Here is a 22,322-nt window from a genome sequence, read left to right as displayed (position 1 = left end):
GTCCGGCGCCGCGGGGGGGGGGGGGGGGCGGGGGGCGGGGGGGAGCGGCGTGCGGGGGGGGGGGGGGAGCGGTGCGCTTTGGCCGGCCTCGAGCGCCGCGATCAGCTTCGGTCCGGCCTCGCCGGCATTGTGCTCGTGGTAGGCGGTGGTGCGGCGGCGGATGCCGTAGCGGTCGAGCAGCACGCGGCTGACACGTGTGTCCTCGCAAGCGACGATATCGGCGGCGGCGAGCGTTTCCAGCGCGCGCAGCGTGATATCGGCGAGATTGCCGATAGGCGTCGCCACCAGGTAGAGCGCCGGCTCGAGCGGCCGGGCGGCGATTTCGGTCTGCCCGACCACATAACTGCGTTTGGCCGATTCGCCGGTCACCTGCACAACTCCGTTCGACCCTGTTTGGCACGGCTCACGCTTGGTTGCAAAAGCCTGGGTTGCAAAGGCCCTGGTTCCAAAAGGGATGCCGACGTGAACCGGCCGCCATGCCTTCGCCACAGTAGGGAACGAAACCGTTGCCGGCGAATTTTACCCCTGATCTCGGGAGGAGCAGGATGGACAGCCTGACGATACAGGACGTTTTCGAACCCTACTATGCCGGCCGCAAACGCTTCGCCGCACCATGCGACAAGAGCCGGCCTGCCGAAGCCGCAGATGGCAGAGCCAAGAAGCCGCTTGCACGCCAGCGATCGGCAGAGAGCAAGCCCGCAAACGAAACCGACCGCACGATGGAGCACTGACCGGACGATGCCCAATCGCTTCGACATTTTCATCACCCGCCTCGAAACAAAAAGCGCCCGCGATGGCGCAGCGTCACATTCCACAGACGACCAGCACCATGCCTCACGCGACAAAAGCGAGATCAAGCCGGTCCGTTCCGGAGAGACCAGCGAAAAAGATCGCGCCAAACACCGCCACAAGCACGAGGCTTGACCCCGCAAACCTTAGCGATCGGTCGAGACAGTTCTCGCAGCGCGGTTGCGCATGCTCCGCGATGTATCGTTCAACCCAGATACTTCGAGACACGCGCCTCCAGCAGGCCCACCAGAGCCGGGTCCATGAATGCATAGTCGTCGGGAATATCGAGGCAGATTACCCGAGCCTTTTTCAGGCTTGTCTTGAATTTCTGCTGCAGTTTGGCGCGGTGCGTTTTTTCCATCACGAAGATGATGTCGGCCCAGGCGACGAGTTCATGCGTCAACGGAATGTCGGCATCGTGATTAGTGCCGGCCGAAGCGACCTCGATGTCCCGCCGCTTGGAAAACACCTGCTCCGCCGTCGGGCTGCGCAAGCGATTCTGGCTGCGGATGAAGAGAACGTTCTTCAACGTGCTATCTGGCCAAATCCGCCACGACCGCATCGAGCACGATCATGCCGGCCGGCGTGGCGCGCAGGCGCGCATTGCCGATCGGCGCCACCAGGCCTTCGTCCTGCAGTACCGACAGCCGTGCCGTCGACAGGCCGCGCCCTGAAAATGCCTCGTAGCGGGAAAGGTCGATGCCTTCCGCCAGCCTCAGCCCCATCAGCAGGAACTCGTCGGCCTCTTCCGACCGCGTCAGGATCTCGCCGCCGGTAACGCCATGGCCCTTGGCCTCGACCAGATTGGCCCAAGTCTCCGGCATTTTCTCGGCGATCGTCACCACGCGCCGGCCATTTTCGACGAACCGGCCATGCGCGCCGGGACCGACGCCGACATATTCGCCATAACGCCAGTAGGTGAGATTGTGCCGGCTTTCGGCGCCGGGCCTGGCATGGTTGGAAATCTCGTAGGCCGGCAGTCCGCGCGCGGCGGTGATCTCCTGTGTCAACGCGTAGAGATCGGCGGCAAGCTCATTGTCTGGAATGATGAACTTCCTTGCCGCATGCAGCGCATGGAACGGCGTGCCTTCCTCGATGGTCAGCTGATAGAGCGACAGATGGTCTGCGGCGTGGCCGATCGCCTGCTCGAGCTCCGCCTGCCACGCTTCCGGCGTCTGACCGGGCCGCGCGTAGATCAGGTCGAACGACAGCCGTGGGAATATCTCGCGCGCCAGGCCGATCGCATGCAGGGCCTCATCGACATTGTGCAAACGGCCGAGGAAGCGCAGATCCTTGTCGTGCAGCGCCTGCACGCCAAGCGATACCCGGTTGACGCCGGCCGCGCGATAGCCGCGAAAGCGCTCGGCCTCGACGGAGGAGGGATTGGCCTCCAGTGTCACCTCGATGCCATCAGGCACCGTCCAGTTCTTCGCCACTGCATCCAGCACCGCCGCCACGGTCTGCGGTTTCATCAGCGATGGCGTGCCGCCGCCAAGAAAGATACTGGTCACCTCGCGCGGCCCGGTGCGGCCGCGCATCGTCGCCAGCTCGGTCTCGAAGGCGCGGGCAAAACGCTCCTGGTCGACCGGCTGGTGGCGGACATGGCTGTTGAAGTCGCAATACGGGCATTTGGCCGCGCAGAACGGCCAGTGGACGTAGACGCCGAAACCAGGCCTGCGGTCGAGCAGCATGGTCATACGGCGGCCAATCGGGCTTGCGCGAATTTCTGGAAGGCGCGGGCACGGTGCGACAATGCGGTTGGCTGGCCGGGCTTCCAGCCATGCTTGTCCTTCGCGCTCATCTCGCCGAAGGTCTTCTCGAACCCATCGGGCAAGAACACCGGATCGTAGCCGAAGCCGAGCTCGCCGCGCGGCGGCCATACCAGCGTGCCCTCGACCTCACCGCGAAAATATTCCGCCTGGCCATCGGGGAAGGCCAGGCAGATGACCGCGACAAAGCGGCCCTTGCGCTGGGCAGGCGTGATCGCGCCAACTTCTTGCAAGGCCACTTCCGTGCGCTGCATGGCCATGCCGAAGTCGCGGGAGCCGTCCGGCGTCTCAGCCCAGTTGGCGGTGTAGACGCCGGGTGCGCCGTCGAGCGCATCGACACACAGGCCGGAATCGTCCGACAGCGCCGGCAATCCAGTGGCCTTGGCGGCGGCCAAGGCTTTTATGAGGGCGTTCTCCTCGAAAGTGGTGCCGGTCTCGTCCGGTTCCGGCAGGCCGTATTCCTTTGCGGACTTCGCTTCAATGCCGAATGGCGCCATCAGATCGGCGAATTCTCGCAATTTGCCGGCGTTGTGGCTTGCGACGATGATCTTATGCCCATCAAGCGAATGAATAGTTGGCGAATGCATCAGATGCCCCAAATTCGTGGCTCGGCGAATTCGATCGAATTGCCGGAGGGATCGCGAATATAGATCGAGCGGCCGCCTTGCGGCCACTCGAACTCGCTTTCGATGGCGATTTTCTTCGCCTCAAGATGCGCTTTCCAGCGTGGGATTTCATCCGCGCTTGCGGCGAAGCAAAGATGGCCCTGGCCGACCGCGCCATGCGGCGGCACGGGCAGCTTGGCGTCGGCCCGCGGCGGCACTTTGGTGGCCTCGGCATTGAAGATAAGCAGCACGCCGTCGCCGCAGCGGAAGAAGAGATGCCTGCCATCGACCTTACCGAGCAGATCGAGCCCGAGCACGCCCGAATAGAACCGTTCCGCGGCAGCAAGGTCGGTCACGTAGAGTGCTGATTCCAGGATTGCGGAAGGAGTCACAGGATCGCCAATCTCATCAATATTGGACCGCAGCTAAGCCACCGCCATTTGCTGCAAGCTGACCAGGCGCTGAATGCCTTTCTTGGCGAGCCCCATCAGCGCCGCGAACTGCTCTTCCGAGAACGGCTCGCCCTCGGCCGTGCCTTGGATCTCGACGATGCCGCCCTTGCCGGTCATGACGAAATTGGCGTCGGTGCCGGCCGAGGAATCCTCGATGTAGTCGAGGTCGATGACCGGCTGGCCATCATGGATTCCGCAGGAGATTGCCGCAACGTGATCCTTCAGCACCTTGCTCAGGCTCGCCATCTGGCGGGCTTCCATCCAGCGCAGGCAGTCGTAGAGCGCCACCCAGCCGCCGGTGATCGAAGCGGTGCGCGTGCCGCCGTCGGCCTGGATCACGTCGCAGTCGACGGTGATCTGCTGCTCGCCGAGCGCCTGCAGATTGACCACGGCGCGCAGGGAGCGGCCGATCAGCCGCTGGATTTCCAGCGTGCGGCCGCCTTGTTTGCCGGACGAAGCCTCGCGGCGCATGCGCTCGCCGGTCGAACGCGGCAGCATGCCGTATTCCGCCGTCACCCAGCCCTTGCCGGAGTTGCGCATCCAGCCCGGCACCTTTTCCTCCAGGCTGGCCGTACACAGCACATGCGTGTCGCCGAACTTCACCAGGCACGAGCCTTCCGCATGCTTGGAGACGCCGCGCTCGAAGGAGATGGGGCGCATTTCGTCGAATTGGCGTTTGGAAGGGCGCATTCAGGCTTCTTTCTTTCTTCGGAATCTTGGCCGGGGAATCTTGGCCGGCTTGTAGCCGCACGGGGCGTGACGCGCAAAGGAAAATGGACCGGTTGCGCCGACACCGCGGAAGTCTATATCTTCGGGGCGGAGGTTTTGGCTCGAAATGACAAAGGCAGTCGATCCCGGTTTGCAGTCGCACGTGCTCCCCTCGCACGCGCTGCAATCGCCCGCGCTTCAATCGCTCGACATGCGTTCGCGCGACATCTTCCGGCGCATCGTCGATTCCTATTTGAGGGATGGCGAGCCGGTCGGTTCGCGCAGCCTGTCGCGCATCCTGCCGTCGTCGCTGTCGCCGGCCACCATCCGCAACGTGATGAGCGACCTTGAGCATCTCGGCCTGATCTATGCGCCGCACATTTCGGCTGGCCGGCTGCCGACCCAGGCAGGCCTGCGCTTCTTCGTCGATGCTTTCATGGAACTTGGTGACCTCTCCGACGAGGAGCGCCGCACCATCGAGGCCCAGGTGCGCGCCTCCGGCTCGGGCGCGACGCTGGAGCATATGCTGACCGAGGCCAGCCAGATGCTGTCCGGCATGTCGCGCGGCGCCGGCCTCGTGCTCGCCGCCAAGAATGAGGCGGCGCTTAAGCACATCGAATTCATCCAGCTCGAGCCGACCAAGGCGCTGGCCGTGCTGGTCTCGCAGAACGGCGACGTCGAAAATCGCGTCATCGATCTGCCCGCCGGCATCACCATCTCGCAATTGCACGAAGCCTCTAACTTCCTCAACGCCCATATCCGCGGTCGCACCCTGGCCGAGGCGCGGGTCGAGATCGCCCGCATCAAGGAAGAGACCAGGGCGGCCCTCGACACGCTGTCGCAGGATCTGGTCGAGAAGGGCCTGGCGGTCTGGGCAGGCGCTGAAAGCGGCGTGCCTGGGCGGCTTATCGTGCGCGGTCGCGCCAATCTCCTGGAAAACGTCACTGCCCAGGCCGACATAGAATTGCTGCGGCATCTGTTTGAGGATCTGGAGACGCAGGATGGGCTGATCCAGCTTCTCGACCTCGCCGAGGCAGGCCCAGGCGTGCGCATATTCATCGGTTCGGAAAACAAGCTGTTTTCGCTGTCTGGCTCCTCGCTGGTGGTGGCACCCTATCGCGACAAGGACGCGCGTGTCGTCGGTGCGCTCGGCGTCATCGGGCCGACGCGGCTGAATTATGCGCGCATAGTACCGATGGTCGACTATACGGCGCAGCTGATTTCGCGCATGCTGAGCTAGGAGCCGCCGCGGCCTGCCGCAAGGAGGAGAAAAGAATGGCGCTGGAATCGTTCAAGGCCCAGATCAGTCTGCTGCTCGAAGAAATGATCAACCAGCCAGAGGATCAGCACGAGGTACAAGAGCAGTTGCGCGAGAAGCTGCAAGAGATGCGGGCGATGGGTTTACCGCTGCCGGCCGATCTGGTCGCGCTGGAAAAGCGCCTCGACGACGACTTTTACGCCTCTGGCAACTGAACGGGTTCGGCTTCAAATCCTCGTGTGCTGGACGGCCGCTTGGAACGATCAATACCTGATGCCGTTTGCCCCTGTTCGAGGCGAATCCCGGAGGACGTTGATGATCCGATCTGGCGGCTTTGCGGCCTTGGCCGCTGCCCTCCTTGTTGCGACACCGGCAGCCGCCCAGCAGGCGGATCAGAATGTGCTCAAAGGCGAAGCCGCGTTTGGCGATTGGCACGCCGACAGGCCTGGCGTCCGACGCCTGATTGGGCCGCGAGACATGCCGGCAGCCGACCCCGCCCAATCCGCTTCGAACGGCGCCGGCGTGGCGGAACGGCCCGAAAGCGCCAAGCCAGAATTGCCGTCGGGCTTTTCGGCTGAAATGATCGCATCCGGCATCGTCAATCCACGTGTCGTGCGCGTCGCTCCGAATGGCGACCTGTTTGTTGCCAACAGCCATGCCGACCAAATACGCGTCTATCGTCTCGCCGAGGGCAGCGCCAGGCCCATCGAGAAAGCGATCTTCGCCAAGGGGCTCAATTATCCCTACGGCATCGCCTTCTATCCGCCAGGAGACAAACCGCAATGGGTTTATGTCGCGAACAGCGACAGCATCGTCCGCTTCCCCTATCGCGATGGCGACCTGAAGACATCCGGCAAACCAGAAACCATTGTCGCCAAAATCCCGTCGGGTGGTCACACGACCCGCGACATCGCCTTCTCGCAGGACGGCAAAACGCTTTATTTGTCGGTTGGCTCCGCCTCGAACGTCGCCGAGGATATAGGCAAGGAGCCGGATAGCGGCCTCGACGCCTGGGCCAAATCAAAGCCGCTCGGGGCGGCCTGGGGCTCCGAGGACGGCCGTGCCGATGTGCTCGCCTTTGACCCGGATGGGAAAAATCCGCGAACTGTCGCCACCGGCCTGCGCAACTGTACGGGCATGACCGTGCAGCCCGCCACCGGCGCATTGTGGTGCGTCGTCAATGAGCGCGACGAACTCGGCGACAATGTGCCGTTCGAATTTGCAACGGCGGTCAAGGACGGCGGATTCTATGGTTGGCCTTGGTACTACATCGGCAATAACGAGGATCCGCGCCATCAGGGCGAGCGGCCAGACCTCGCCGGCAAGGCCACTGTCCCCGATGTATTGATGCAGGCGCATTCGGCGCCGATGAATATAGCCTTCTACGACGGCAAGAACTTCCCGGCGGATTATCAGGGTGACGCCTTCGTCGCCATGCATGGTTCGTGGAACCGTGGCGCCAGGACCGGTTACAAGCTGGTGAGGCTCAAATTCAGGGATGGCAAGCCGACAGGCGAATATGAGGACTTCATGACCGGCTTCGTCATCTCGAACGACGCCGTCTGGGGCCGCCCGGTCGGTGTCGCGATGGCCAAGGACGGCTCCCTGATCGTCACAGAGGACGGTAACGGCACCATCTGGCGCGTTACCTACGAAGACGGCCGCTCCTGAACGGCGGTGTCGCCTGCTGCGCTGGCGCAATCGAATCCGGCCCGAGGGAATTCACCCAACTTCAACATTGTGCGACAAGCGCCAATCATGACACTCACCGGGTTCCTCGCCTATAGTGCTGCCCTCGGCATCGCCGCGGCCATCCCCGGCCCAGGCGTCACCGCGCTTGTTGCGCGTGCTCTGGGTTCCGGCTTCCACTCGTCGCTGGCCATGTCGTTCGGGCTGATGCTCGGCGACCTGACCTATCTCACTGCCGTGGTGCTCGGCCTGGCTTTCGTCGCACAGACTTTCGGCATGGTCTTCCTGGCCATCAAATGGCTGGGCGTCGCCTACCTCGCCTTTCTTGGCTGGCGTTTCTGGACGAGCGGCATCACGCCCGAAACGGTGGAGGCGAAGAAAGGCAAGGGCGGCTTGGCATCCAGCTTTGTAGTCGGCCTTGCCGTCACGCTCGGCAATCCGAAGACGATGATCTTCTATCTTGCCATCACCCCGACCATCGTCGATCTGAAGACGATCACGCTGGCCGATTACGGTATCCTCGTCGCGCTCACCATCGTCGTCCTGCTCGTCGTGCTGGTGCCCTATCTGGCGCTGGCGGCCAAGGCGCGCTGGTTCCTGAAGTCGCCGCGGGCGCTGAGGGCACTCAACCGCACCGCCGCCGGCTTTATGGTCGGCGCGGCGGCGGCAATTGCCGCCCGCCAATAGATCTCTTTCGCCAATCCGCCCAACGATTGCCACGCCTTGCAAAGGCGGGGGTACTCAGCACGAACTTCACTCGGATATTTTTCGATCGACAGCCTATCTTGCGCGGTGGATGGCTCTATCCTATGCCCGCGCGACTCTTGCCGCTTTACCTCTGGGAGGAAATCAATGAACAAGCCCGCCACCCCCACACACGTGCCCGGCCGCGGCCGCATCTACAATTCGATCACCGAGACGATCGGTGACACGCCGCTGGTGCGGCTTGATAAATTCGCCAGGGAGAAGGGTGTCGTCGCCAATCTGCTGGCCAAGCTCGAATTCTTCAACCCGATCGCCTCGGTCAAGGACCGCATCGGCGTGTCGATGATCGAGGCATTGGAGGCTTCCGGCAGGATTACGCCCGGCAAGACCACCCTGATCGAGCCGACCTCGGGCAATACCGGCATCGCGCTCGCCTTTGCCGCCGCTGCCAAGGGCTACAAGCTGATCCTGACCATGCCGGAAACCATGTCCGTCGAACGCCGCAAGATGCTGGCTCTGCTCGGTGCCGAACTGGTGCTGACCGAAGGGCCGAAAGGCATGAAGGGCGCCATCGCCAAGGCGGACGAGCTGGCGGCAACGCTGCCCGACGCTGTCATTCCGCAGCAATTCGAAAACCCGGCCAATCCGGAAATCCATCGCCGCACCACGGCCGAGGAAATCTGGAACGACACCCATGGCGAAGTCGATATCTTCGTTGCCGGCATCGGGACCGGCGGCACCATCACCGGCGTCGGCCAGGTGCTGAAGAAGCGCAGGCCCTCGGTGCATGTCGTCGCCGTCGAACCGGAAGCCTCGCCGGTGCTGTCGGGCGGCCAGCCAGGCCCGCACAAGATCCAGGGCATTGGCGCCGGCTTCGCGCCAAAAATCCTCGACACGACGATCTATGACGAGATCGTCAAGGTCTCGAACGAGGATTCGGTTGCCAATGCACGGCTCGTCGCTCGGCTCGAAGGTGTGCCGGTCGGCATCTCGTCGGGGGCCGCCCTGCAAGCGGCGATCGTCGTCGGCTCGCGGCCCGAGAACAAGGGCAAGAACCTCGTCGTCGTCATCCCCTCCTTCGCCGAGCGCTATCTCTCGACGATCCTGTTCGAGGGATTGGGCGCTTAGACACGAGCGTTTTTGACCGGTCAGTAGCGATCCTTCGCGATGCCCTCCGACATCAAATACTCAGTATCACGCGTCGGCGTGGACCGCTGAAAAACCACCTGTGGCGGGCGTCGTTCGCTTGAGCGGCGGGTCACTTCCGTATCAATCGTCGCTGCCCGGCAGGTGGAGGACTTTATGTACAAGCTCTATACGCGTGCCAATACCGGCGGCTTTGTCGTCGAGGCGGCGCTCGCTTTGGCGGGCGTGCCTTTCGACCAGATCGACGTTCCGAAGGGCCGACCCGACCAGGCCTTTTTAGATATCAGCCCCTTGAACCAGGTGCCGGTCCTGATCTTGCCGGACGGACGCTCGATGACCGAATCGGCGGCGATCTGCATCCTGCTGGCCGAGCGCCACCCCGAAGCAGGACTGGCGCCCGCAGCAAGTTCGGCTGACCGTGCCGACTTCCTGCGCTGGATGTTTTTCATGTCCTCCGTCATCTATTCGGCTGACCTGCGGTTCTTCTACGCTCATCGCTACACGACCGATCCCCGGGGCGTGGACGCTGTCAAACAGGCGGCGGTCTCGGAAATGGATCGCAGCCTCGCCATTCTCGATGCCGCCCTCGACGGCCGCGACTGGCTGGCCGGCGACCAACTCTCGCTGGCCGACATCTATCTCGTCATGCTGGTGGCCTGGCATCCGGAGGTCGCGAAGGTTCCAACCGCTTGGCCGAACATCGAACGCCTGTGGGCCAATTTGCGGGAACATCGGGTGATGAAGAGGCTGAATGCTTCCCACGACATGTGGCCGGCCTAAGCACTCCGCCTTGTCTCAGTGTCTTTCCGCGCGGCCGAGCCCTGCCCGTCGTTCCTGCAGGAACCGGCGCACGGCCGGATCTCGTTCGAGGCCGATAGCCCGGTCATAGGCCTCGCTCGCTTGTGGAACTTTGCCGAGTCTGGCCAGCAGGCCCGCGCGGGCGGCCCAGTAAGGTTGATAGTCATACAGCCGCTTGTCGCCGCTGAGTTGATCAAGCGCGCCCAATCCTTCTGAAGCACCTTCGGCCTCGGCAATCGCCACCGCACGGTTGATCGACACCACCGGCGAGCCGGCAATCACCGACAGCGCGTCGTAGAGCTCCTTGATCGCGACCCAGTCGGTACAACCGGTCAGCCGCCGTGTCGTATGGGCGGATTGCACGGCGGCCTCGAGCTGGTAGCGGCCGACAACACCCTCGGCGGCCGCGCGCCCGAGCAGCGCCTCCGCTTCATCGATCAGGGTATCGTCCCACAATGCAAGATCCTGCTCGGCCAGCGGCACATAGTCACCCGCCGCATTGCGCCGGGCTGCACGCCGCGCCTCGGCGAACAGCATCAGCGCCAGCAGGCCGAGTGCTTCCGGCTCATCCGGCATCAGCGAGGCGATCAAACGGCCGAGCCAGATGCCTTCGGTCGCGAGATTGCGGCGCCGCGTTTCGGTGCCGGCCGGGTCGGACCAACCTTCGGCAAACGCCGCGTAGATCGCTTCCAGAACGGTGCCCAGCCGCTCGCCGAGTTCGGCCCGCTCCGGCACGCGGAACGGAATGCCTGTCTCGCGAATTCGCGTCTTGGCGCGCACCAGGCGCTGGCTCATCGTGGCTGGCGAGACAAGAAAAGCCGAGGCGATGGTCGCTGCGTCGAAGCCCAGGACCGTCTGCAGGATCAGCGGTGCTCGCACGCCGGCCTCAATCGCGGGATGGGCGCAGGCAAACATGAGCCTGAGCCGCTCGTCCGGCAGGTCTTCCTCGGCCATGCGCGCCTCCATCTCCTCGGCGATCAGTCTGAAGTGGTCGCGGCCCGCCTCGCGTGTCAGCCGCCGTCTGACCGCGTCGACGCGGCGCTTGCGTGCCACCGCCAGCAGCCAGGCTTCCGGCTTGTCGGGCACGCCCGCCTGTGGCCAACGCTCGAGCGCCGCTGCAAAGGCATCGGCCAATGCGTCCTCGGCAGCGGCCACGTCGCGCGTGCGTGCGGCGAGATAAGCGACCAGCTTGCCGTAGCTTTGCCGGGCGGCCGCTTCCGCCGCCGCCCGCGCAGTATCGGGCAATTCCGGCATCACATGGTGAGTTCCCAGACCGGCCGCACCTCTACCGTGCCGGTGCCGGCGCCCGGGCAGCGCGCCGCCCAGGCGATGGCGGCGTCGACGTCCTCCGCTTCGATCATATAGAAGCCGGCAAGCTGCTCCTTGGTGTCGGCATAGGGGCCGTCGAGCACGTTGGTCTTGCCATTGGCCATCCGCACCGAGGTAGCGGATTGCGTCGGCTTCAGCCGGTCGCCGGCGAGCCAGGCGCCGGATTTCTTCAGCGCTTCGGTGTAGGCGACGTACGCGCTCGACATCTGTGTCACCGCATCTGCTGGCGCGGCTGCCATCCCCGCTTCGTTTCCATAGATCAAAAGCATGTATCGCATGGTCTTCTCCCGTTTCTCGAAGGCCGCATCGTTGCGAGCCGGACTTATGTCGCGCGGCCCTGCCGGATTTCGACAAGCGCTGGAAAAATCTTTCTGCCGCGATGCGACCTCGCGCAAGCGCCAACGTGTTGCGGCACTGCTTAGCCGTTCGTCTAATCGCTGCTATTGCGGGTTGGCATTTCCCGCCCGCTGTCTAAACTCGCTTCGTGCCGCCGAGGAGGGCACGGCGGCGAATTTTCAGGGAGGAAATCGCATGCTCAATTTCAGAACGAAATTTGTTGCAGCCGGCGTGCTGGCGCTGTCGCTTGGCCTCGGCGCGGTATCGGTCAAGGCACAGGAATTCATCAACGTGCTGACCGGCGGCACGTCCGGCGTCTACTATCCGCTCGGCGTCGCGCTGTCGGAAATCTACGGCAAGGGCATCGAAGGCGCGCGTACTCAGGTGCAGGCGACGAAAGCGTCGGTCGAAAACCTCAACCTGCTTCAGCAGGGCAAGGGCGAGATCGCCTTTGCGCTCGGCGATTCCGTCAAGCTGGCCGCCGAAGGCAATACTGAAGCAGGCTTCCCAGGCAAGCTCGACAAGCTGCGCGGCATTGCCGCCATCTATCCCAACTACATCCAGATCGTCGCCAGCAAGGAATCCGGCATCAAGACGCTCGCCGATCTCAAGGGCAAGAGCCTTTCGGTCGGCGCGCCGGCCTCAGGCACCGAGCTCAACGCCCGCACGATATTTGCCGCTGCCGGGCTGAAATACGAAGACCTCGGGCGGATCGAATATCTGCCCTTCGCCGAATCGGTGGAGCTGATCAAGAACCGACAGCTCGACGCCACGCTTCAGTCGGCTGGCCTTGGGGTCGCGTCGATCCGTGACCTCGCCACCTCATTGCCGGTAAACATCGTTGCCGTGCCGGCGGAGGACGTCGCCAAGATCGGCTTGCCCTATCTTTCCGTGGTCATCCCCAAGGGCACCTACGAGGGCCAGACCGAGGATGTTGCGACCGCCGCCGTCGGCAATTTCCTGATCACCAGCGCCGATGTCTCCGACGAGACCGCCTACCAGATGACAAAACTGCTGTTCGAGCATCTCGACCAGCTCACCGCTGCCCACGCCGCCGCCAAGGCGATCGACCCGGCCAAGGCGCTCGACGGCATGCCAGTGCCGCTGCATCCAGGCGCCGAGAGGTATTACAAGGAAAAGGGATTGGTGAAGTAAGGAGCCATCCCTCCCCCTTGAGGAAAAGGTGAACAGCTGCCGAAGGCGAATGGACCGGTAGGGTCGGTTGAGGCCGTACACTGCCGCACCGACCCCACCCGCCTAGCTTCGCTCGCACCTCCCTCGGGGAGGGGAGCGCCCCGCCAGGAACCCCGCTAATGACCGCAACCCCGACCGTTCTTTCCCCCACAGCGGAAGCTCCTGTCGAAGGATTGCCGCCTGGCTTCGGCGAAGGCATCGCTGGCAAGGCGGCTTTTTTTATCGCCATCGCCTTCTCCATCTTCCAAATCTACATCGCCGCCTACGGCACCCTACCGAGCCAGGTCATACGCGCCATGCATGTCGGCTTCCTGCTGCTGCTCGGCTTTGCCCTAATCGCCAATCTGCGCGCCAAAAGCGTCCCGGCGAAAGCAGTGTTCTGGACGCTCGGCCTGCTTGGTTTCGCCACCGGTCTGTACAATTGGGTGTTCTATGCCGACCTCATCCGCCGCTCCGGCTTTCTCACCACGCCTGACCTGATCGTCGGCGCGGTGCTGGTCGTGCTGGTCTTCGAGGCGGCGCGGCGGTTGATGGGGCTGCCGCTTGCCGTCATTGCCTTCATCTTTCTCGCCTACGCATTCGCCGGCAATCATCTGCCACCGCCGTTCATCCATCGCGGCTATGATTTCGCCCAGCTCGTCGACACCTTCGCCTACGGTACCGAAGGCATCTACGGCACGCCGATCTATGTCTCGGCCGCCTACATCTTCATCTTCGTCGTTTTCGCCGCCTTTCTTGAGCGCGCCGGCATGATCGCGCTGTTCAACGATTTTGCGCTTGGCCTGGTCGGCTCATGGCGCGGCGGCCCGGCGCAAGTCTGCGTGCTGTCCTCGGCGCTGATGGGCACCATTTCCGGCTCCGGCGTCGCCAATGTGGTGGCCAGCGGCCAGTTCACCATCCCGCTGATGAAGCGCTTCGGTTTCCGCTCGGCTTTCGCCGGCGCCGTCGAGGCGACCTCGTCGATGGGCGGTCAGATCATGCCGCCGGTGATGGGAGCGGTTGCCTTTATCATGGCCGAGACCCTGAACATCCCCTATGCCGCTGTGGTCAAGGCGGCGATCATTCCGGCGCTGCTCTATTTCGGCGCCTGTTTCTGGCAGGTGCACCTGGAAGCCGGCAAGGCCGGCCTGCACGGCATGGCCAATGCCGACCTGCCCAATCCGTGGGATGCGGTGAGACAACATTGGCCGCTGGTACTGCCTCTCGCAGCACTGATCTACCTGCTGTTTGCCGGCTACACACCGGTGTTCGCCGGCACCATGGGTCTGGCGTTGACCATTGTGCTTATCCTCGGCACGCCGCTGGCAGCATCGATCGGGCCTCTCGCCTTCCGCATCGTCTTCTGGCTGGCGCTCGGACTTGCCGCGGCTTCCTTCATGAAATTCGGCGTCAACATCCTCAGCCTGGTCATCGCAGTGCTGGTCGCCGCCTGCCTCACCTTCAAGGGCGGGCGCGAGACGCTGCGCATATGCGTGGATTCCCTTGCCGAAGGAGCAAAGAACGCGCTGCCGGTCGGCATTGCCTGCGCCATTGTCGGCATTGTCATCGGTACGTTGACGCTTACCGGCATCGCCTCGACCTTCATCGGCTGGATCATCTCGATCGGCGAGAACAATCTGTTCCTGTCGCTGCTTTTGACCATGCTCACCTGCCTGGTGCTCGGCATGGGCATACCGACCATTCCCAACTACATCATCACTTCGTCGCTGGCCGGGCCAGCGCTGCTGTCGCTCGGCGTGCCGTTGGTGGTCAGCCATATGTTCGTCTTCTATTTCGGCATCATGGCCGATCTCACCCCGCCTGTGGCGCTGGCCGCCTTCGCCGCCGCACCCATGGCCAAGGAAAGCGGCCTCAAGATCGGCGTCCAGGCCACCAAGCTTGCCATTGCCGGCTTCGTTGTGCCGTTCATGGCGGTCTATACCCCGGCGCTGATGCTGCAGGACCCCGGCCCGATCGCCGCCCAGTTCGGCTATCCCGTCGAGGTCGCCTATATCGTCATCAAAGCCTGCATGGGTATCGTCCTGTGGGGCGCCGCGGCCGTCGGATTTCTCGCCCGGCGCATGGCCTGGTGGGAACGCCTCGTCGCCTTCGCCGCCGGCGTGCTGCTGGTTGCGGCGCTGCCGCTCACCGACGAGGCGGGCTGGGCGCTATCCCTTGCCTGGATCGGCTGGCACTGCTGGCGCGCGCGGCAGGCTTCGCTGGCTAATTCAGCATGAGCCTCTGCATCGTCGCGGCCGGCAAGACGGTGACGCTCGCGGTCGCTGCCTTCACGCTCTCCTGGGTGCATTCGGTGGAGAAGACCCAGTGGCAGGAAGACTGGAAGGTGCTGCCGTCCGGCCTGCAATTGGTCGAGGCCCGCATCAAGGGATCGGGCGCCGGGATGGAGCCGCCGCAAGGCTCGGTGCTGAGAAACGGCTGGTGGGTCTATGCGCCCAAGGTCGGGCCACAGCGGCGCCTCGCGCTCGCCGCCTCGGGCGCAACGGGTCAGGGCTGGACGCTGTGCACGGCGCAGGACTGTCGCGAATTGGCCAAGCTGGCAGGCGGCACGATCTCGCTGGAGCCGTGCGGGCCGGAGGGCTCCAGCCAGCCGCGGTAGCGGACGATCATGCCGGCAAGCGGATGCGAGATCTCAACATGGAAGCGGAAGCGGCCATCCTTCACCGTTTCGTAGGAAGTCGAGCGTGGACCGAGCCACATCGGAAGCGGCAGGCCAAAAAAACTCCAGCGGCGCAAGACCAGCGCCAGCCGGCCGTCTGCTGCAACCAGCGCCATCGCGAAGGTCAGCGGGCCGAAGCGTTCGCACAGCAAGCGCTGCGATCGACCCCGGCCTGCGGACTGTAGGCTCGAAAAACTGTGCTTGCCGAATGTCCGGGTCCAGGTCTCGCCGTCCTTGTCGGTGTCGAAGCGGACATGAACCGGGATGTCCTCGCTTGCCCCGGGGAAGCCGACCGTCCAGGCCATTAGCCGGCCAAGAACATTGCGCCCGCGTTCGACGCGCGCGCGGCCTGCGGCCGTGATCGTACGGTCATGCATTGACCGAATTGCCTCGGGAAGGCCTTGCCAGGCGGCACCGAGCAGCTCGGCATAAAGCGGCTTGTCCTCGTCCGCCGCCCCGTTCCTGAAGCCGGTGTAGATTGTCCGCCCGGCGAACAGGGCTTCATAATCCCGGAGCTCCAAATCGCGCATCGCCGCCCGTGCGCCCGGCGCGGGCTGATGTCCGGCCAGCGCTTTGCGGACCAGCGCTTCGACCGCCATCGACGGGATCAGCGGCCCATCATTGCCCTCGGCCACGAGATGCCACGAGCGCTTGACGATGGCGCCCGCCCGGTCCGATCCCTCCACCTCGACGAACATGCCGCCGCGATGCTCGCCCCAGCGCAGCCGGTTCGTTGCCTGATGCATCAGCGGCGCCAGTGGCGAAAGCGAACCGATCAATCCGGCGCGTACAAGCCAGGCGAGGCCGATCAGGGCGCGGTGCAGCGTCTCGGGAACCGGCCCGGCGCCCATCCAGATGGTCTTCGCCTCCGGCCAAAGCTTGGCCAGAGCGCGCAGGTCCGGAACGTCGACCAGCGAGAACAGCGTGTTTCGAAGCGGCAGCCGGCCCGGCGGCGCGACGGAGTAGCGCAATTGCTCTGTGAACGGATGGCCTTGTTCGGGACGGCCATTACGAACAAGCCGCACCGGCTGACCGGCGTAACCGCCGATAGCCCGAATGACGTTCTCGCCGACTCCGGCAAAGGGCGACGGCGCGATGCCGCCGCGAATGCCGTCGACCCGCGTCAGGTCCGAAGACAGGCGACGCACCACTGCCGCCGTCAGCACCGGAAAGCTCGACACGCCGGACAGCACGAAGACGCCGGCGTTTCGCGCCGCCTCGTCGAACGCAGAGACACCGGCGACGAAATCCGAGCCGTCGGCTAGATCGAGATAGTTGATGCGCCGGGCGATGCAGCCCTCGATCAGGCGATAGCGTCCCTCGCCATAGGCCTGGAACGGACCGCTCGCGTCGACTACAATATCAGGCTCTAATGCAGCGAGTTGCGCGGCGAGATCGCCGTCACGGTCGAACAGTGCCGGCACCAGCTGGGCTGCTGTCGGGGCGCGCTTCTTGCAATACGCGTCAGCCTTGGCGAGCGAGCGCCCGGCGACAAAGAGGATCAGATGCGGCTCGCCCTCCAAAAGCTCGACAGTGCGACCGCCAAAGGTGCCATAGCCGCCGACGACAAGAACCTTCATCCGCAGTTCCCCCAAAATGCCCCGCCCGCTCCCGGCCACGGCAACGAACCTAGCCGATCAATCTTGCCCTCACCTCGGCGGAAGGGATTTCGCAATTGTCCTTCTTGCCGAACAGGGCGTAGCGGTTCTTTGCGATGCGGTCGTAGAGCCAGTCGCGAAGCGGGCGCGGCAACAGCAACAGGATCCGCGCCGCCCGACACGGCCAGCCGAGTTCGGCCATGAAGGCAACGAAACTGTCCAGGCGGGTGAAAGCGGCACCATCAATGATGACGAGATTGGTCTCGTAGCGATCCGTCCGCAGCCCGTATTTCTTGAACAGCACCTCGCCGAACGGCGACTGCGCCGTTACGAAATGGCAGCGGCCCTTGCGGTCGAGCTTCACCACCATGCGCACGAAGCCCGAGCACAACACGCAAACACCGTCGAACACGATCAACGGGCGACTTGCACCGAATTCTGGCGGCTCAGGAGAATGGTTCGGCTCGACGATCACGTGACGCCCGGCAGCTGGTGTCAGGCGACACTAGGCCTGCCGGCGGCTGGATCAAAGCCCGGAATGCTAGAGGCCGGGCGTTGTCGCACGCCGTCTGTCGGTCAGCGCAGGGCGCTCGGCGCGATAGGTCGTTGACCGATTGTCGGCGTCGGGCCGGCAGATACGGCTGTCGTGACGGCTCTCCGTGGTCATCATCAGTGCACGCTGATCCCAAGCGTGTTGCCACGGCGCGCGCAGGCGGGACCTGGGCCGCGCATATAATAGCGCTCAGGCCGATAGGTCGGAGCGACGAATTCGCGGATGGCGGCGGCATAGCCGGCGATTTGATTCCAGAAGCTCATTTTACTCGGTCCCTGTCCCGCTTCGGATGTCCCTTCCGAATTGCGGGGATCATAGCGTCCAGGCGTGAATAGTCGGTGAACGCGATGTTAATCTCTGGTCGAAAATGCCTTTGTTCATGGCTGGAATGCGGCTGATTCGCGGTGTTTCCATGCAGTCCGTCGGCATTTCGTCCAGTGTGACTTTTGCATCACATATGTTTCGCCTGAATGTCGCAGAGGCGCGGTTTTGTTTCAGGTTTTGCCGGACCGCGAAATTTCCGTGCACGCGGCCGGAAAACCAGGAACCGGCCCGTCAGCCGCACGTTGATTTCCCAGTGCCGGGACGAACCGGCTCCGCAGGCTGTGGTGCTCGGGTGGGCCGCAGCCAAAAAATCCGAAACTGCAAGAGCAATGGAAAGGCAAAGGCCATGGGTTTCTTTTCGAAGGATATCAAAACCCTCAACGACCTCTTCGTGCACACGCTGCGCGACATCTATTACGCTGAAAAACAGATAGAGAAATCGCTGCCGAAGATGATCGACAAGGCGAGTGATCCGCAGCTGAAAGCCGGCTTTGAGAAACATCTCGCTCAGACCAAGGGTCATATCCAACGTGTCGAGCAGGTGTTCGAACTGCACGGCGTGAAGGCCAAGCAGGTCGACTGCCCAGCCATCGACGGCATTCTCGAAGAAGCCGACGACGTCAGCGGCGACATCGCCGACAAGGAGGTCCTCGACGCTGCGCTGATCGCCTCCGCACAGGCGGTCGAGCATTATGAGATGACCCGTTACGGCACCCTGATTGCCTGGGCCAAGCAACTGGGCCGCAGCGACTGCGCCAATGTGTTGGCCAACAACCTCAAGGAGGAGCAGGCAACCGACCGCAAGCTTACCGAGATAGCGGAAAGCAAGGTCAACCTGCAAGCCGCCGAGTAGCGCAGTGAGCGAGAACAAGGCAAGGCTGGGTTGAAAGCCCGGACTTGCCTTTTGCGCCGCCGGAACCGGAACGGACTTTGCCCGTTCTCGGTTGAACATTGTCGTGCAGGGAGTTTGTCATGGCGCCGCGCCCGGCCTGGAGAGGGTATCTCAAGCTTTCGCTGGTCACTTGCGCCGTCGAACTGACCAATGTCGTCACCCAGGCGGAGAAAGTCTCATTCCGCGTGCTCAACCGCAAGACCGGCAATACCGTCAAGCGCGTCTATGTCGATTCGGCAAGCGGCAAGCCGCTCGATGAAGGCGACGAGATCAAGGGCTACGAAATCGGCGACGGCGACTTCGTCCAAATCGAGGAGGAGGAGATCGAAGCCGTGCAGATTGAATCCTCGCACACGATGAGCCTCGATGGTTTCATCGAAAAATCCTCGATCCAACAGATCTATCTCGACGCGCCCTATTATGTGACGCCTGCGGACGAGGTCTCGGAAGAGGCCTTCGCCGTCATCCGCGACGCCATGGCCGCCAAGAAGACGGCGGGGCTGGCCCGCATTGTGCTCTATCGCCGCGAACGTCCGGTGGTCATCGAGCCGTTGGGCAAGGGTCTGCTGCTGACGACCTTGCGCTATGGCGATACGGTTCGCAGGCCCGAGATAGTGTTCGGCGACATCAAGACGGTGAAGACCGACGCCGAGATGATCAGGCTGGCCGAACACATCGTCGATGAGAAACAGGCGGCGTTCGATCCTTCCGAATTCGAGGACAAATACGAAAATGCCCTGATCGAGCTGGTCCGCGCCAAGAAGGCCGGCAAGAAGGCACCGAAGGCCAAGGCGGAACCACGGCCCTCCAACGTCGTCAACCTCTTCGATGCGCTGAAGAAGAGCCTTTCGTCGGAAGCCGGTGCGCCGGCAAAGACCGGACGCCCGGGAAAAGGCGCCAAGTCCAAAGCCGCCCGGCGCAAATCTGCTTAGGATCCGCCCATGGCCAGCCTCGAGCAGTATCACGCCAAGCGCAATTTCAAGAAGACGGCCGAACCAGCCGGCAAGGTTTCGCGCGGCAAGAAAGCCGTGGCGGGTGGCATCTTCGTCATCCACAAGCATGCCGCCACCAGGCTCCACTACGACCTTCGTCTCGAGCATGGTGGCGTGCTGTGGAGCTGGGCCGTGACGCGAGGCCCGAGCCTCGACCCGCACGAAAAGCGGCTCGCCGTGCACGTCGAGGACCACCCGATCGACTATGCGCCGTTTGAAGGCACCATCCCGAAGGACCAATATGGCGGCGGCTCGGTCATTGTCTGGGACGAGGGAACTTGGGTCCCCGATGGCGACCCGGCAAGGGCGATGAAGAAAGGCCATATCAGTTTCGAACTGCATGGCCACAAATTGCATGGCGCCTGGCATCTGGTGCGGCTGAAGCCGCGTCCGGGCGAAAAGCGTGACAACTGGCTGCTGATCAAATCCGACGATGCCGCCGCGCGTCCGGGCGAGGACATTTTGCAGGAGTCGCCGCAATCGGTGAAATCCGGCCTGACCATCGAAGAGGTCGGCGAAGGCAAGACCGCCGACGGCAAGAAGCCAAGGGTCTGGCAGTCCGACAGGCCGGCTACCGGCAAGAAGGCAGTCGCGGCAAGGCGGCTCGAATTCATCGAACCGGCGCTCGCAACGCTGGAGCGGGACGCGCCGCCCGGCAAGGACTGGCTGCATGAGGTGAAGTTCGACGGCTATCGCATGCAGTCGCAGCTTGCCGGCACCGAGGTGCGGCTTTTGACGCGCGCCGGCCTCGACTGGACAGACAAATTCGGTGGCGCAATTGTCGCGGCACTTGGCGGCCTGAAATGCACCGATGCGATCATCGACGGCGAAATCGTCGTGCTGGCGGATAACGGCGTCTCGTCATTCTCGCTGCTGCAGCAAGATCTGTCGGCGGGCCGCACGGATCGTTTCATCTACTACGTTTTCGACCTGTTGCGTCTCAACGGTGAGGATATCCGTTCCGAGCCGCTGGTCGAGCGCAAGGAAAGGCTGCGCACTTTGCTCGCCGGACCGGCCGAGGATCAGGCCGTGCGCTTCAGCGACCACTTTGCCGAGCCCGGCAAGATCATGCTGGAGCATGCTTGCCGGCTGGGGCTCGAAGGCGTCGTCTCCAAGCGTGCCGATGCGCCCTACCGCAGCGGTCGTGTTCCCTCGTGGGTGAAGTCGAAATGCACGGCGCGCCAGGAATTCGTCATCGGCGGCTATATGCCGTCGGACAAGACCGGGCGCGGCCTGCGCTCGCTGCTGGTCGGCTATCACGAGGGCGGCAAGCTGCGCTATGCCGGCCGCGTCGGCACCGGCTTCACGGCCAAAAGCACCAACGAGTTGAAGAAGAGGCTTGATGCGCTAAAGACGACTTCCTCGCCCTTCGACAGGGCGGTGCCAAGGGGCAAGGGGCTGGTCTGGGTCAAGCCCGAACTTGTCGGCGAGGTGGAGTTTCGCAGTTGGACGTCGGACCGTATAATACGCCACGCGTCGTTCCAGGGATTGCGCGAGGACAAGCCGGCGGAGGAAGTCGTGCAGGAGAAACCGAAAGCACGCTCAGCTCCGGCAGAGTCGAAGCCAAAGCCCGCCAAACCCGCGGCCACGGCGAAAACCTCGGTTACGCTGTCCCGCCCCGACAAGCTTCTGTGGCCGCAGGAGAACGTATCGAAGCAGGATCTGGTCGATCACTACGCGCTGGTCTGGCCGCGCATGAAGCAATTCGTCATCAACCGGCCGCTCAGCCTCGTGCGGGCGCCGGACGGTGTTGGCGGCCAACGGTTCTTCCAGAAGCATGCCTCGGCCGGCATGCACGACAAGATCGCCGTGATGAAGGACCCCACCGACGGCGAGGAGATATTGTTCATCCGCGATTTCGACGGTGTCGTGGCCCTCGTTCAACTCGGCGTCGTCGAGATCCACATCTGGGGCTCGACCACGGACGAGCTGGAAAAACCAGACCAGATCATCTTCGATCTCGATCCCGACGAGGGTGTCGACGTGAAGGCGGTGCGTGCCGCGGCGCTCGATATCCGCAGCCGGCTCGACGAACTGTCCCTGCCTAATTTCGTCAAGACCTCGGGCGGCAAGGGCTATCATGTCCTCGTCCCGCTGAAGCCGTCGGCGGACTGGGACGAGGTCAAAGGCTTCGCCCATGAGTTCGCCCGAGCGCTCGAGCAAGCCGCACCCGACCGCTACACGGCGACGCTGTCTAAGAAGGCGCGCACCGGCAGGATATTCGTCGATTATCTGCGCAATGGCCGTGGCGCGACCACGGTCGCGCCCTATTCGTCGCGCGCCAAAAAAGGCGCCACGGTATCAATGCCGGTGACCTGGGCGGAAATCGAGGCCGGATTGCCGCCGAACGCCTTTCCGATCGGCGACAAGACGACGCTGAAGCGGCTTGGGCAAGCCGATCCCTGGGAGGATTTTTTCAAGCAGGCCAAGCCGCTCAAGCGCGGCTAGAGTATCCGTGTTGGTCAAGGGAGAGATGGTGTCCAGGTCCGATTGTCCCTGAGTAGTGCGTTTGCGAGGATGATGAGCTTT

At 63.4% G+C, this 22,322-nt stretch carries 25 protein-coding genes; 13 read left to right on the top strand and 12 right to left on the bottom strand.

Translation table 11 applies throughout. From position 1 onward, the window contains the following. Nucleotides 1–369: SAM-dependent methyltransferase (locus NKI39_RS32425; protein ID WP_352837015.1), on the bottom strand; the 369-nt coding region annotated here is incomplete at its 3' end. 176 nt (nt 370–545) lie between these two features. Between NKI39_RS32425 and NKI39_RS32420 the strand changes: the two genes are divergently transcribed. Further along, nucleotides 546–731: a hypothetical protein gene (locus NKI39_RS32420; RefSeq protein WP_352539786.1), complete on the top strand. Its 186-nt coding sequence runs from the start codon at nt 546–548 to the stop codon at nt 729–731. A gap of 263 nt (nt 732–994) precedes the next feature. Here NKI39_RS32420 and NKI39_RS32415 read toward each other — a convergent pair whose 3' ends face one another. The 5 genes from NKI39_RS32415 to rph are packed head-to-tail and all read right to left on the bottom strand — an operon-like array spanning nt 995 to nt 4,305. Continuing rightward, complete coding sequence (locus tag NKI39_RS32415; protein WP_352837012.1) at nt 995–1,318, bottom strand: low molecular weight protein tyrosine phosphatase family protein; 324 nt, start codon at nt 1,316–1,318, stop codon at nt 995–997. Nucleotides 1,319–1,322: 4 nt separating this feature from the next. Further along, the gene (hemW, locus tag NKI39_RS32410) at nt 1,323–2,486 is read right to left on the bottom strand and encodes a radical SAM family heme chaperone HemW (RefSeq protein ID WP_352770195.1); all 1,164 of its coding nucleotides are present in this window, start codon (nt 2,484–2,486) and stop codon (nt 1,323–1,325) included. Beyond that, a complete protein-coding gene (rdgB, locus tag NKI39_RS32405) occupies nt 2,483–3,130 on the bottom strand; it encodes an RdgB/HAM1 family non-canonical purine NTP pyrophosphatase (protein ID WP_352614790.1) in 648 nt (215 codons plus the stop codon). The genes hemW and rdgB overlap by 4 nt, the downstream gene beginning before the upstream one ends. Before the next feature lie 14 nt (nt 3,131–3,144). Beyond that, the gene (locus tag NKI39_RS32400; RefSeq protein WP_352473571.1) at nt 3,145–3,555 is read right to left on the bottom strand and encodes a VOC family protein; all 411 of its coding nucleotides are present in this window, start codon (nt 3,553–3,555) and stop codon (nt 3,145–3,147) included. Nucleotides 3,556–3,588: 33 nt separating this feature from the next. After that, nucleotides 3,589–4,305, bottom strand: coding sequence for a ribonuclease PH (rph, locus tag NKI39_RS32395; protein WP_352473573.1), 717 nt, complete (start codon nt 4,303–4,305; stop codon nt 3,589–3,591). Between the two features lie 145 nt (nt 4,306–4,450). On the opposite strand from rph, the gene hrcA reads away from it, so the two are divergent. The 6 genes from hrcA (at nt 4,451) to NKI39_RS32365 (ending at nt 9,901) form a co-directional block, all read left to right on the top strand. Further along, entirely contained in the window at nt 4,451–5,563 is a 1,113-nt protein-coding gene (hrcA, locus tag NKI39_RS32390) for a heat-inducible transcriptional repressor HrcA (protein WP_502893799.1), read from the top strand. 35 nt (nt 5,564–5,598) lie between these two features. After that, nucleotides 5,599–5,796, top strand: coding sequence for a hypothetical protein (locus tag NKI39_RS32385; protein ID WP_023678983.1), 198 nt, complete (start codon nt 5,599–5,601; stop codon nt 5,794–5,796). A gap of 100 nt (nt 5,797–5,896) precedes the next feature. Then, nucleotides 5,897–7,252, top strand: coding sequence for a PQQ-dependent sugar dehydrogenase (locus tag NKI39_RS32380; RefSeq protein ID WP_352837010.1), 1,356 nt, complete (start codon nt 5,897–5,899; stop codon nt 7,250–7,252). Nucleotides 7,253–7,339: 87 nt separating this feature from the next. Further along, a complete protein-coding gene (locus NKI39_RS32375; RefSeq protein WP_352837007.1) occupies nt 7,340–7,957 on the top strand; it encodes a LysE family translocator in 618 nt (205 codons plus the stop codon). 165 nt (nt 7,958–8,122) lie between these two features. Further along, nucleotides 8,123–9,103 carry a cysteine synthase A gene (gene cysK / locus NKI39_RS32370; protein ID WP_352822476.1) on the top strand — a complete coding sequence of 327 codons (981 nt, stop codon included), beginning with the start codon at nt 8,123–8,125 and terminating at the stop codon, nt 9,101–9,103. A 174-nt stretch (nt 9,104–9,277) separates the two neighbouring features. Further along, nucleotides 9,278–9,901 carry a glutathione S-transferase family protein gene (locus NKI39_RS32365; RefSeq protein ID WP_352539792.1) on the top strand — a complete coding sequence of 208 codons (624 nt, stop codon included), beginning with the start codon at nt 9,278–9,280 and terminating at the stop codon, nt 9,899–9,901. A gap of 15 nt (nt 9,902–9,916) precedes the next feature. Here NKI39_RS32365 and NKI39_RS32360 read toward each other — a convergent pair whose 3' ends face one another. Both NKI39_RS32360 and NKI39_RS32355 read right to left on the bottom strand, forming a co-directional pair. Next, nucleotides 9,917–11,173, bottom strand: a complete 1,257-nt coding sequence (locus tag NKI39_RS32360) for an RNA polymerase sigma factor (RefSeq protein ID WP_352837004.1) — start codon at nt 11,171–11,173, stop codon at nt 9,917–9,919. Continuing rightward, nucleotides 11,173–11,526, bottom strand: a complete 354-nt coding sequence (locus tag NKI39_RS32355) for a YciI family protein (RefSeq protein WP_352837001.1) — start codon at nt 11,524–11,526, stop codon at nt 11,173–11,175. Before NKI39_RS32355 ends, NKI39_RS32360 begins: the two co-directional genes overlap by 1 nt. 253 nt (nt 11,527–11,779) lie before the next feature. Here NKI39_RS32355 and NKI39_RS32350 point away from each other — a divergent pair, with 253 nt between their 5' ends. The 3 genes from NKI39_RS32350 to NKI39_RS32340 all read left to right on the top strand — a co-directional run bounded on the left by NKI39_RS32350 (nt 11,780) and on the right by NKI39_RS32340 (nt 15,374). Then, nucleotides 11,780–12,739 carry a TAXI family TRAP transporter solute-binding subunit gene (locus tag NKI39_RS32350; RefSeq protein ID WP_352473580.1) on the top strand — a complete coding sequence of 320 codons (960 nt, stop codon included), beginning with the start codon at nt 11,780–11,782 and terminating at the stop codon, nt 12,737–12,739. A 158-nt stretch (nt 12,740–12,897) separates the two neighbouring features. Next, entirely contained in the window at nt 12,898–14,994 is a 2,097-nt protein-coding gene (locus NKI39_RS32345) for a TRAP transporter permease (protein ID WP_352836998.1), read from the top strand. Further along, a complete protein-coding gene (locus tag NKI39_RS32340) occupies nt 14,991–15,374 on the top strand; it encodes a DUF1850 domain-containing protein (protein ID WP_352451865.1) in 384 nt (127 codons plus the stop codon). The genes NKI39_RS32345 and NKI39_RS32340 overlap by 4 nt, the downstream gene beginning before the upstream one ends. Here NKI39_RS32340 and NKI39_RS32335 read toward each other — a convergent pair. The 4 genes from NKI39_RS32335 to NKI39_RS32320 all read right to left on the bottom strand — a co-directional run bounded on the left by NKI39_RS32335 (nt 15,263) and on the right by NKI39_RS32320 (nt 17,848). Further along, nucleotides 15,263–17,014, bottom strand: coding sequence for a saccharopine dehydrogenase family protein (locus NKI39_RS32335; protein WP_352836996.1), 1,752 nt, complete (start codon nt 17,012–17,014; stop codon nt 15,263–15,265). The two genes, NKI39_RS32340 and NKI39_RS32335, sit on opposite strands and share 112 nt — an antisense overlap. Before the next feature lie 49 nt (nt 17,015–17,063). Continuing rightward, nucleotides 17,064–17,444: a thiol-disulfide oxidoreductase DCC family protein gene (locus NKI39_RS32330; RefSeq protein ID WP_352837020.1), complete on the bottom strand. Its 381-nt coding sequence runs from the start codon at nt 17,442–17,444 to the stop codon at nt 17,064–17,066. Nucleotides 17,445–17,573: 129 nt separating this feature from the next. Continuing rightward, nucleotides 17,574–17,702 carry a hypothetical protein gene (locus NKI39_RS32325; RefSeq protein ID WP_352836993.1) on the bottom strand — a complete coding sequence of 43 codons (129 nt, stop codon included), beginning with the start codon at nt 17,700–17,702 and terminating at the stop codon, nt 17,574–17,576. After that, nucleotides 17,702–17,848: a hypothetical protein gene (locus NKI39_RS32320; RefSeq protein WP_023718851.1), complete on the bottom strand. Its 147-nt coding sequence runs from the start codon at nt 17,846–17,848 to the stop codon at nt 17,702–17,704. Before NKI39_RS32320 ends, NKI39_RS32325 begins: the two co-directional genes overlap by 1 nt. 407 nt (nt 17,849–18,255) lie before the next feature. Here NKI39_RS32320 and NKI39_RS32315 point away from each other — a divergent pair, with 407 nt between their 5' ends. The 3 genes from NKI39_RS32315 to ligD all read left to right on the top strand — a co-directional run bounded on the left by NKI39_RS32315 (nt 18,256) and on the right by ligD (nt 22,241). Continuing rightward, nucleotides 18,256–18,762 (top strand): YciE/YciF ferroxidase family protein, encoded by a 507-nt coding sequence (locus tag NKI39_RS32315; protein WP_352837018.1) that lies wholly within the window; start codon nt 18,256–18,258, stop codon nt 18,760–18,762. Between the two features lie 119 nt (nt 18,763–18,881). Further along, nucleotides 18,882–19,733, top strand: coding sequence for a non-homologous end joining protein Ku (gene ku, locus NKI39_RS32310; protein WP_352539795.1), 852 nt, complete (start codon nt 18,882–18,884; stop codon nt 19,731–19,733). Nucleotides 19,734–19,742: 9 nt separating this feature from the next. Continuing rightward, entirely contained in the window at nt 19,743–22,241 is a 2,499-nt protein-coding gene (gene ligD / locus NKI39_RS32305) for a DNA ligase D (RefSeq protein WP_352836991.1), read from the top strand. Nucleotides 22,242–22,322 lie beyond the last annotated feature (81 nt).

The sequence above is a fragment of the Mesorhizobium sp. M0664 genome (assembly GCF_040320565.1).
In the GTDB taxonomy this organism is placed as follows: domain Bacteria; phylum Pseudomonadota; class Alphaproteobacteria; order Rhizobiales; family Rhizobiaceae; genus Mesorhizobium.
This window is presented reverse-complemented; position numbering and strand designations above follow the sequence as displayed.

Coding starts and splice junctions, on each gene's coding strand:
- NKI39_RS32350 (WP_352473580.1), top strand. CDS start 11,780: ATGCTCAATTTCAGAACGAAATTTGTTGCAGCCGGCGTGCTGGCGCTG.
- NKI39_RS32320 (WP_023718851.1), bottom strand. CDS start 17,848: ATGAGCTTCTGGAATCAAATCGCCGGCTATGCCGCCGCCATCCGCGAA.
- NKI39_RS32355 (WP_352837001.1), bottom strand. CDS start 11,526: ATGCGATACATGCTTTTGATCTATGGAAACGAAGCGGGGATGGCAGCC.
- hrcA (WP_502893799.1), top strand. CDS start 4,451: ATGACAAAGGCAGTCGATCCCGGTTTGCAGTCGCACGTGCTCCCCTCG.
- NKI39_RS32340 (WP_352451865.1), top strand. CDS start 14,991: ATGAGCCTCTGCATCGTCGCGGCCGGCAAGACGGTGACGCTCGCGGTC.
- NKI39_RS32365 (WP_352539792.1), top strand. CDS start 9,278: ATGTACAAGCTCTATACGCGTGCCAATACCGGCGGCTTTGTCGTCGAG.
- cysK (WP_352822476.1), top strand. CDS start 8,123: ATGAACAAGCCCGCCACCCCCACACACGTGCCCGGCCGCGGCCGCATC.
- hemW (WP_352770195.1), bottom strand. CDS start 2,486: ATGACCATGCTGCTCGACCGCAGGCCTGGTTTCGGCGTCTACGTCCAC.
- NKI39_RS32335 (WP_352836996.1), bottom strand. CDS start 17,014: ATGAAGGTTCTTGTCGTCGGCGGCTATGGCACCTTTGGCGGTCGCACT.
- ligD (WP_352836991.1), top strand. CDS start 19,743: ATGGCCAGCCTCGAGCAGTATCACGCCAAGCGCAATTTCAAGAAGACG.
- ku (WP_352539795.1), top strand. CDS start 18,882: ATGGCGCCGCGCCCGGCCTGGAGAGGGTATCTCAAGCTTTCGCTGGTC.
- rph (WP_352473573.1), bottom strand. CDS start 4,305: ATGCGCCCTTCCAAACGCCAATTCGACGAAATGCGCCCCATCTCCTTC.
- NKI39_RS32315 (WP_352837018.1), top strand. CDS start 18,256: ATGGGTTTCTTTTCGAAGGATATCAAAACCCTCAACGACCTCTTCGTG.
- NKI39_RS32360 (WP_352837004.1), bottom strand. CDS start 11,173: ATGCCGGAATTGCCCGATACTGCGCGGGCGGCGGCGGAAGCGGCCGCC.
- NKI39_RS32345 (WP_352836998.1), top strand. CDS start 12,898: ATGACCGCAACCCCGACCGTTCTTTCCCCCACAGCGGAAGCTCCTGTC.
- NKI39_RS32325 (WP_352836993.1), bottom strand. CDS start 17,702: ATGATGACCACGGAGAGCCGTCACGACAGCCGTATCTGCCGGCCCGAC.
- NKI39_RS32385 (WP_023678983.1), top strand. CDS start 5,599: ATGGCGCTGGAATCGTTCAAGGCCCAGATCAGTCTGCTGCTCGAAGAA.
- NKI39_RS32375 (WP_352837007.1), top strand. CDS start 7,340: ATGACACTCACCGGGTTCCTCGCCTATAGTGCTGCCCTCGGCATCGCC.
- NKI39_RS32420 (WP_352539786.1), top strand. CDS start 546: ATGGACAGCCTGACGATACAGGACGTTTTCGAACCCTACTATGCCGGC.
- NKI39_RS32380 (WP_352837010.1), top strand. CDS start 5,897: ATGATCCGATCTGGCGGCTTTGCGGCCTTGGCCGCTGCCCTCCTTGTT.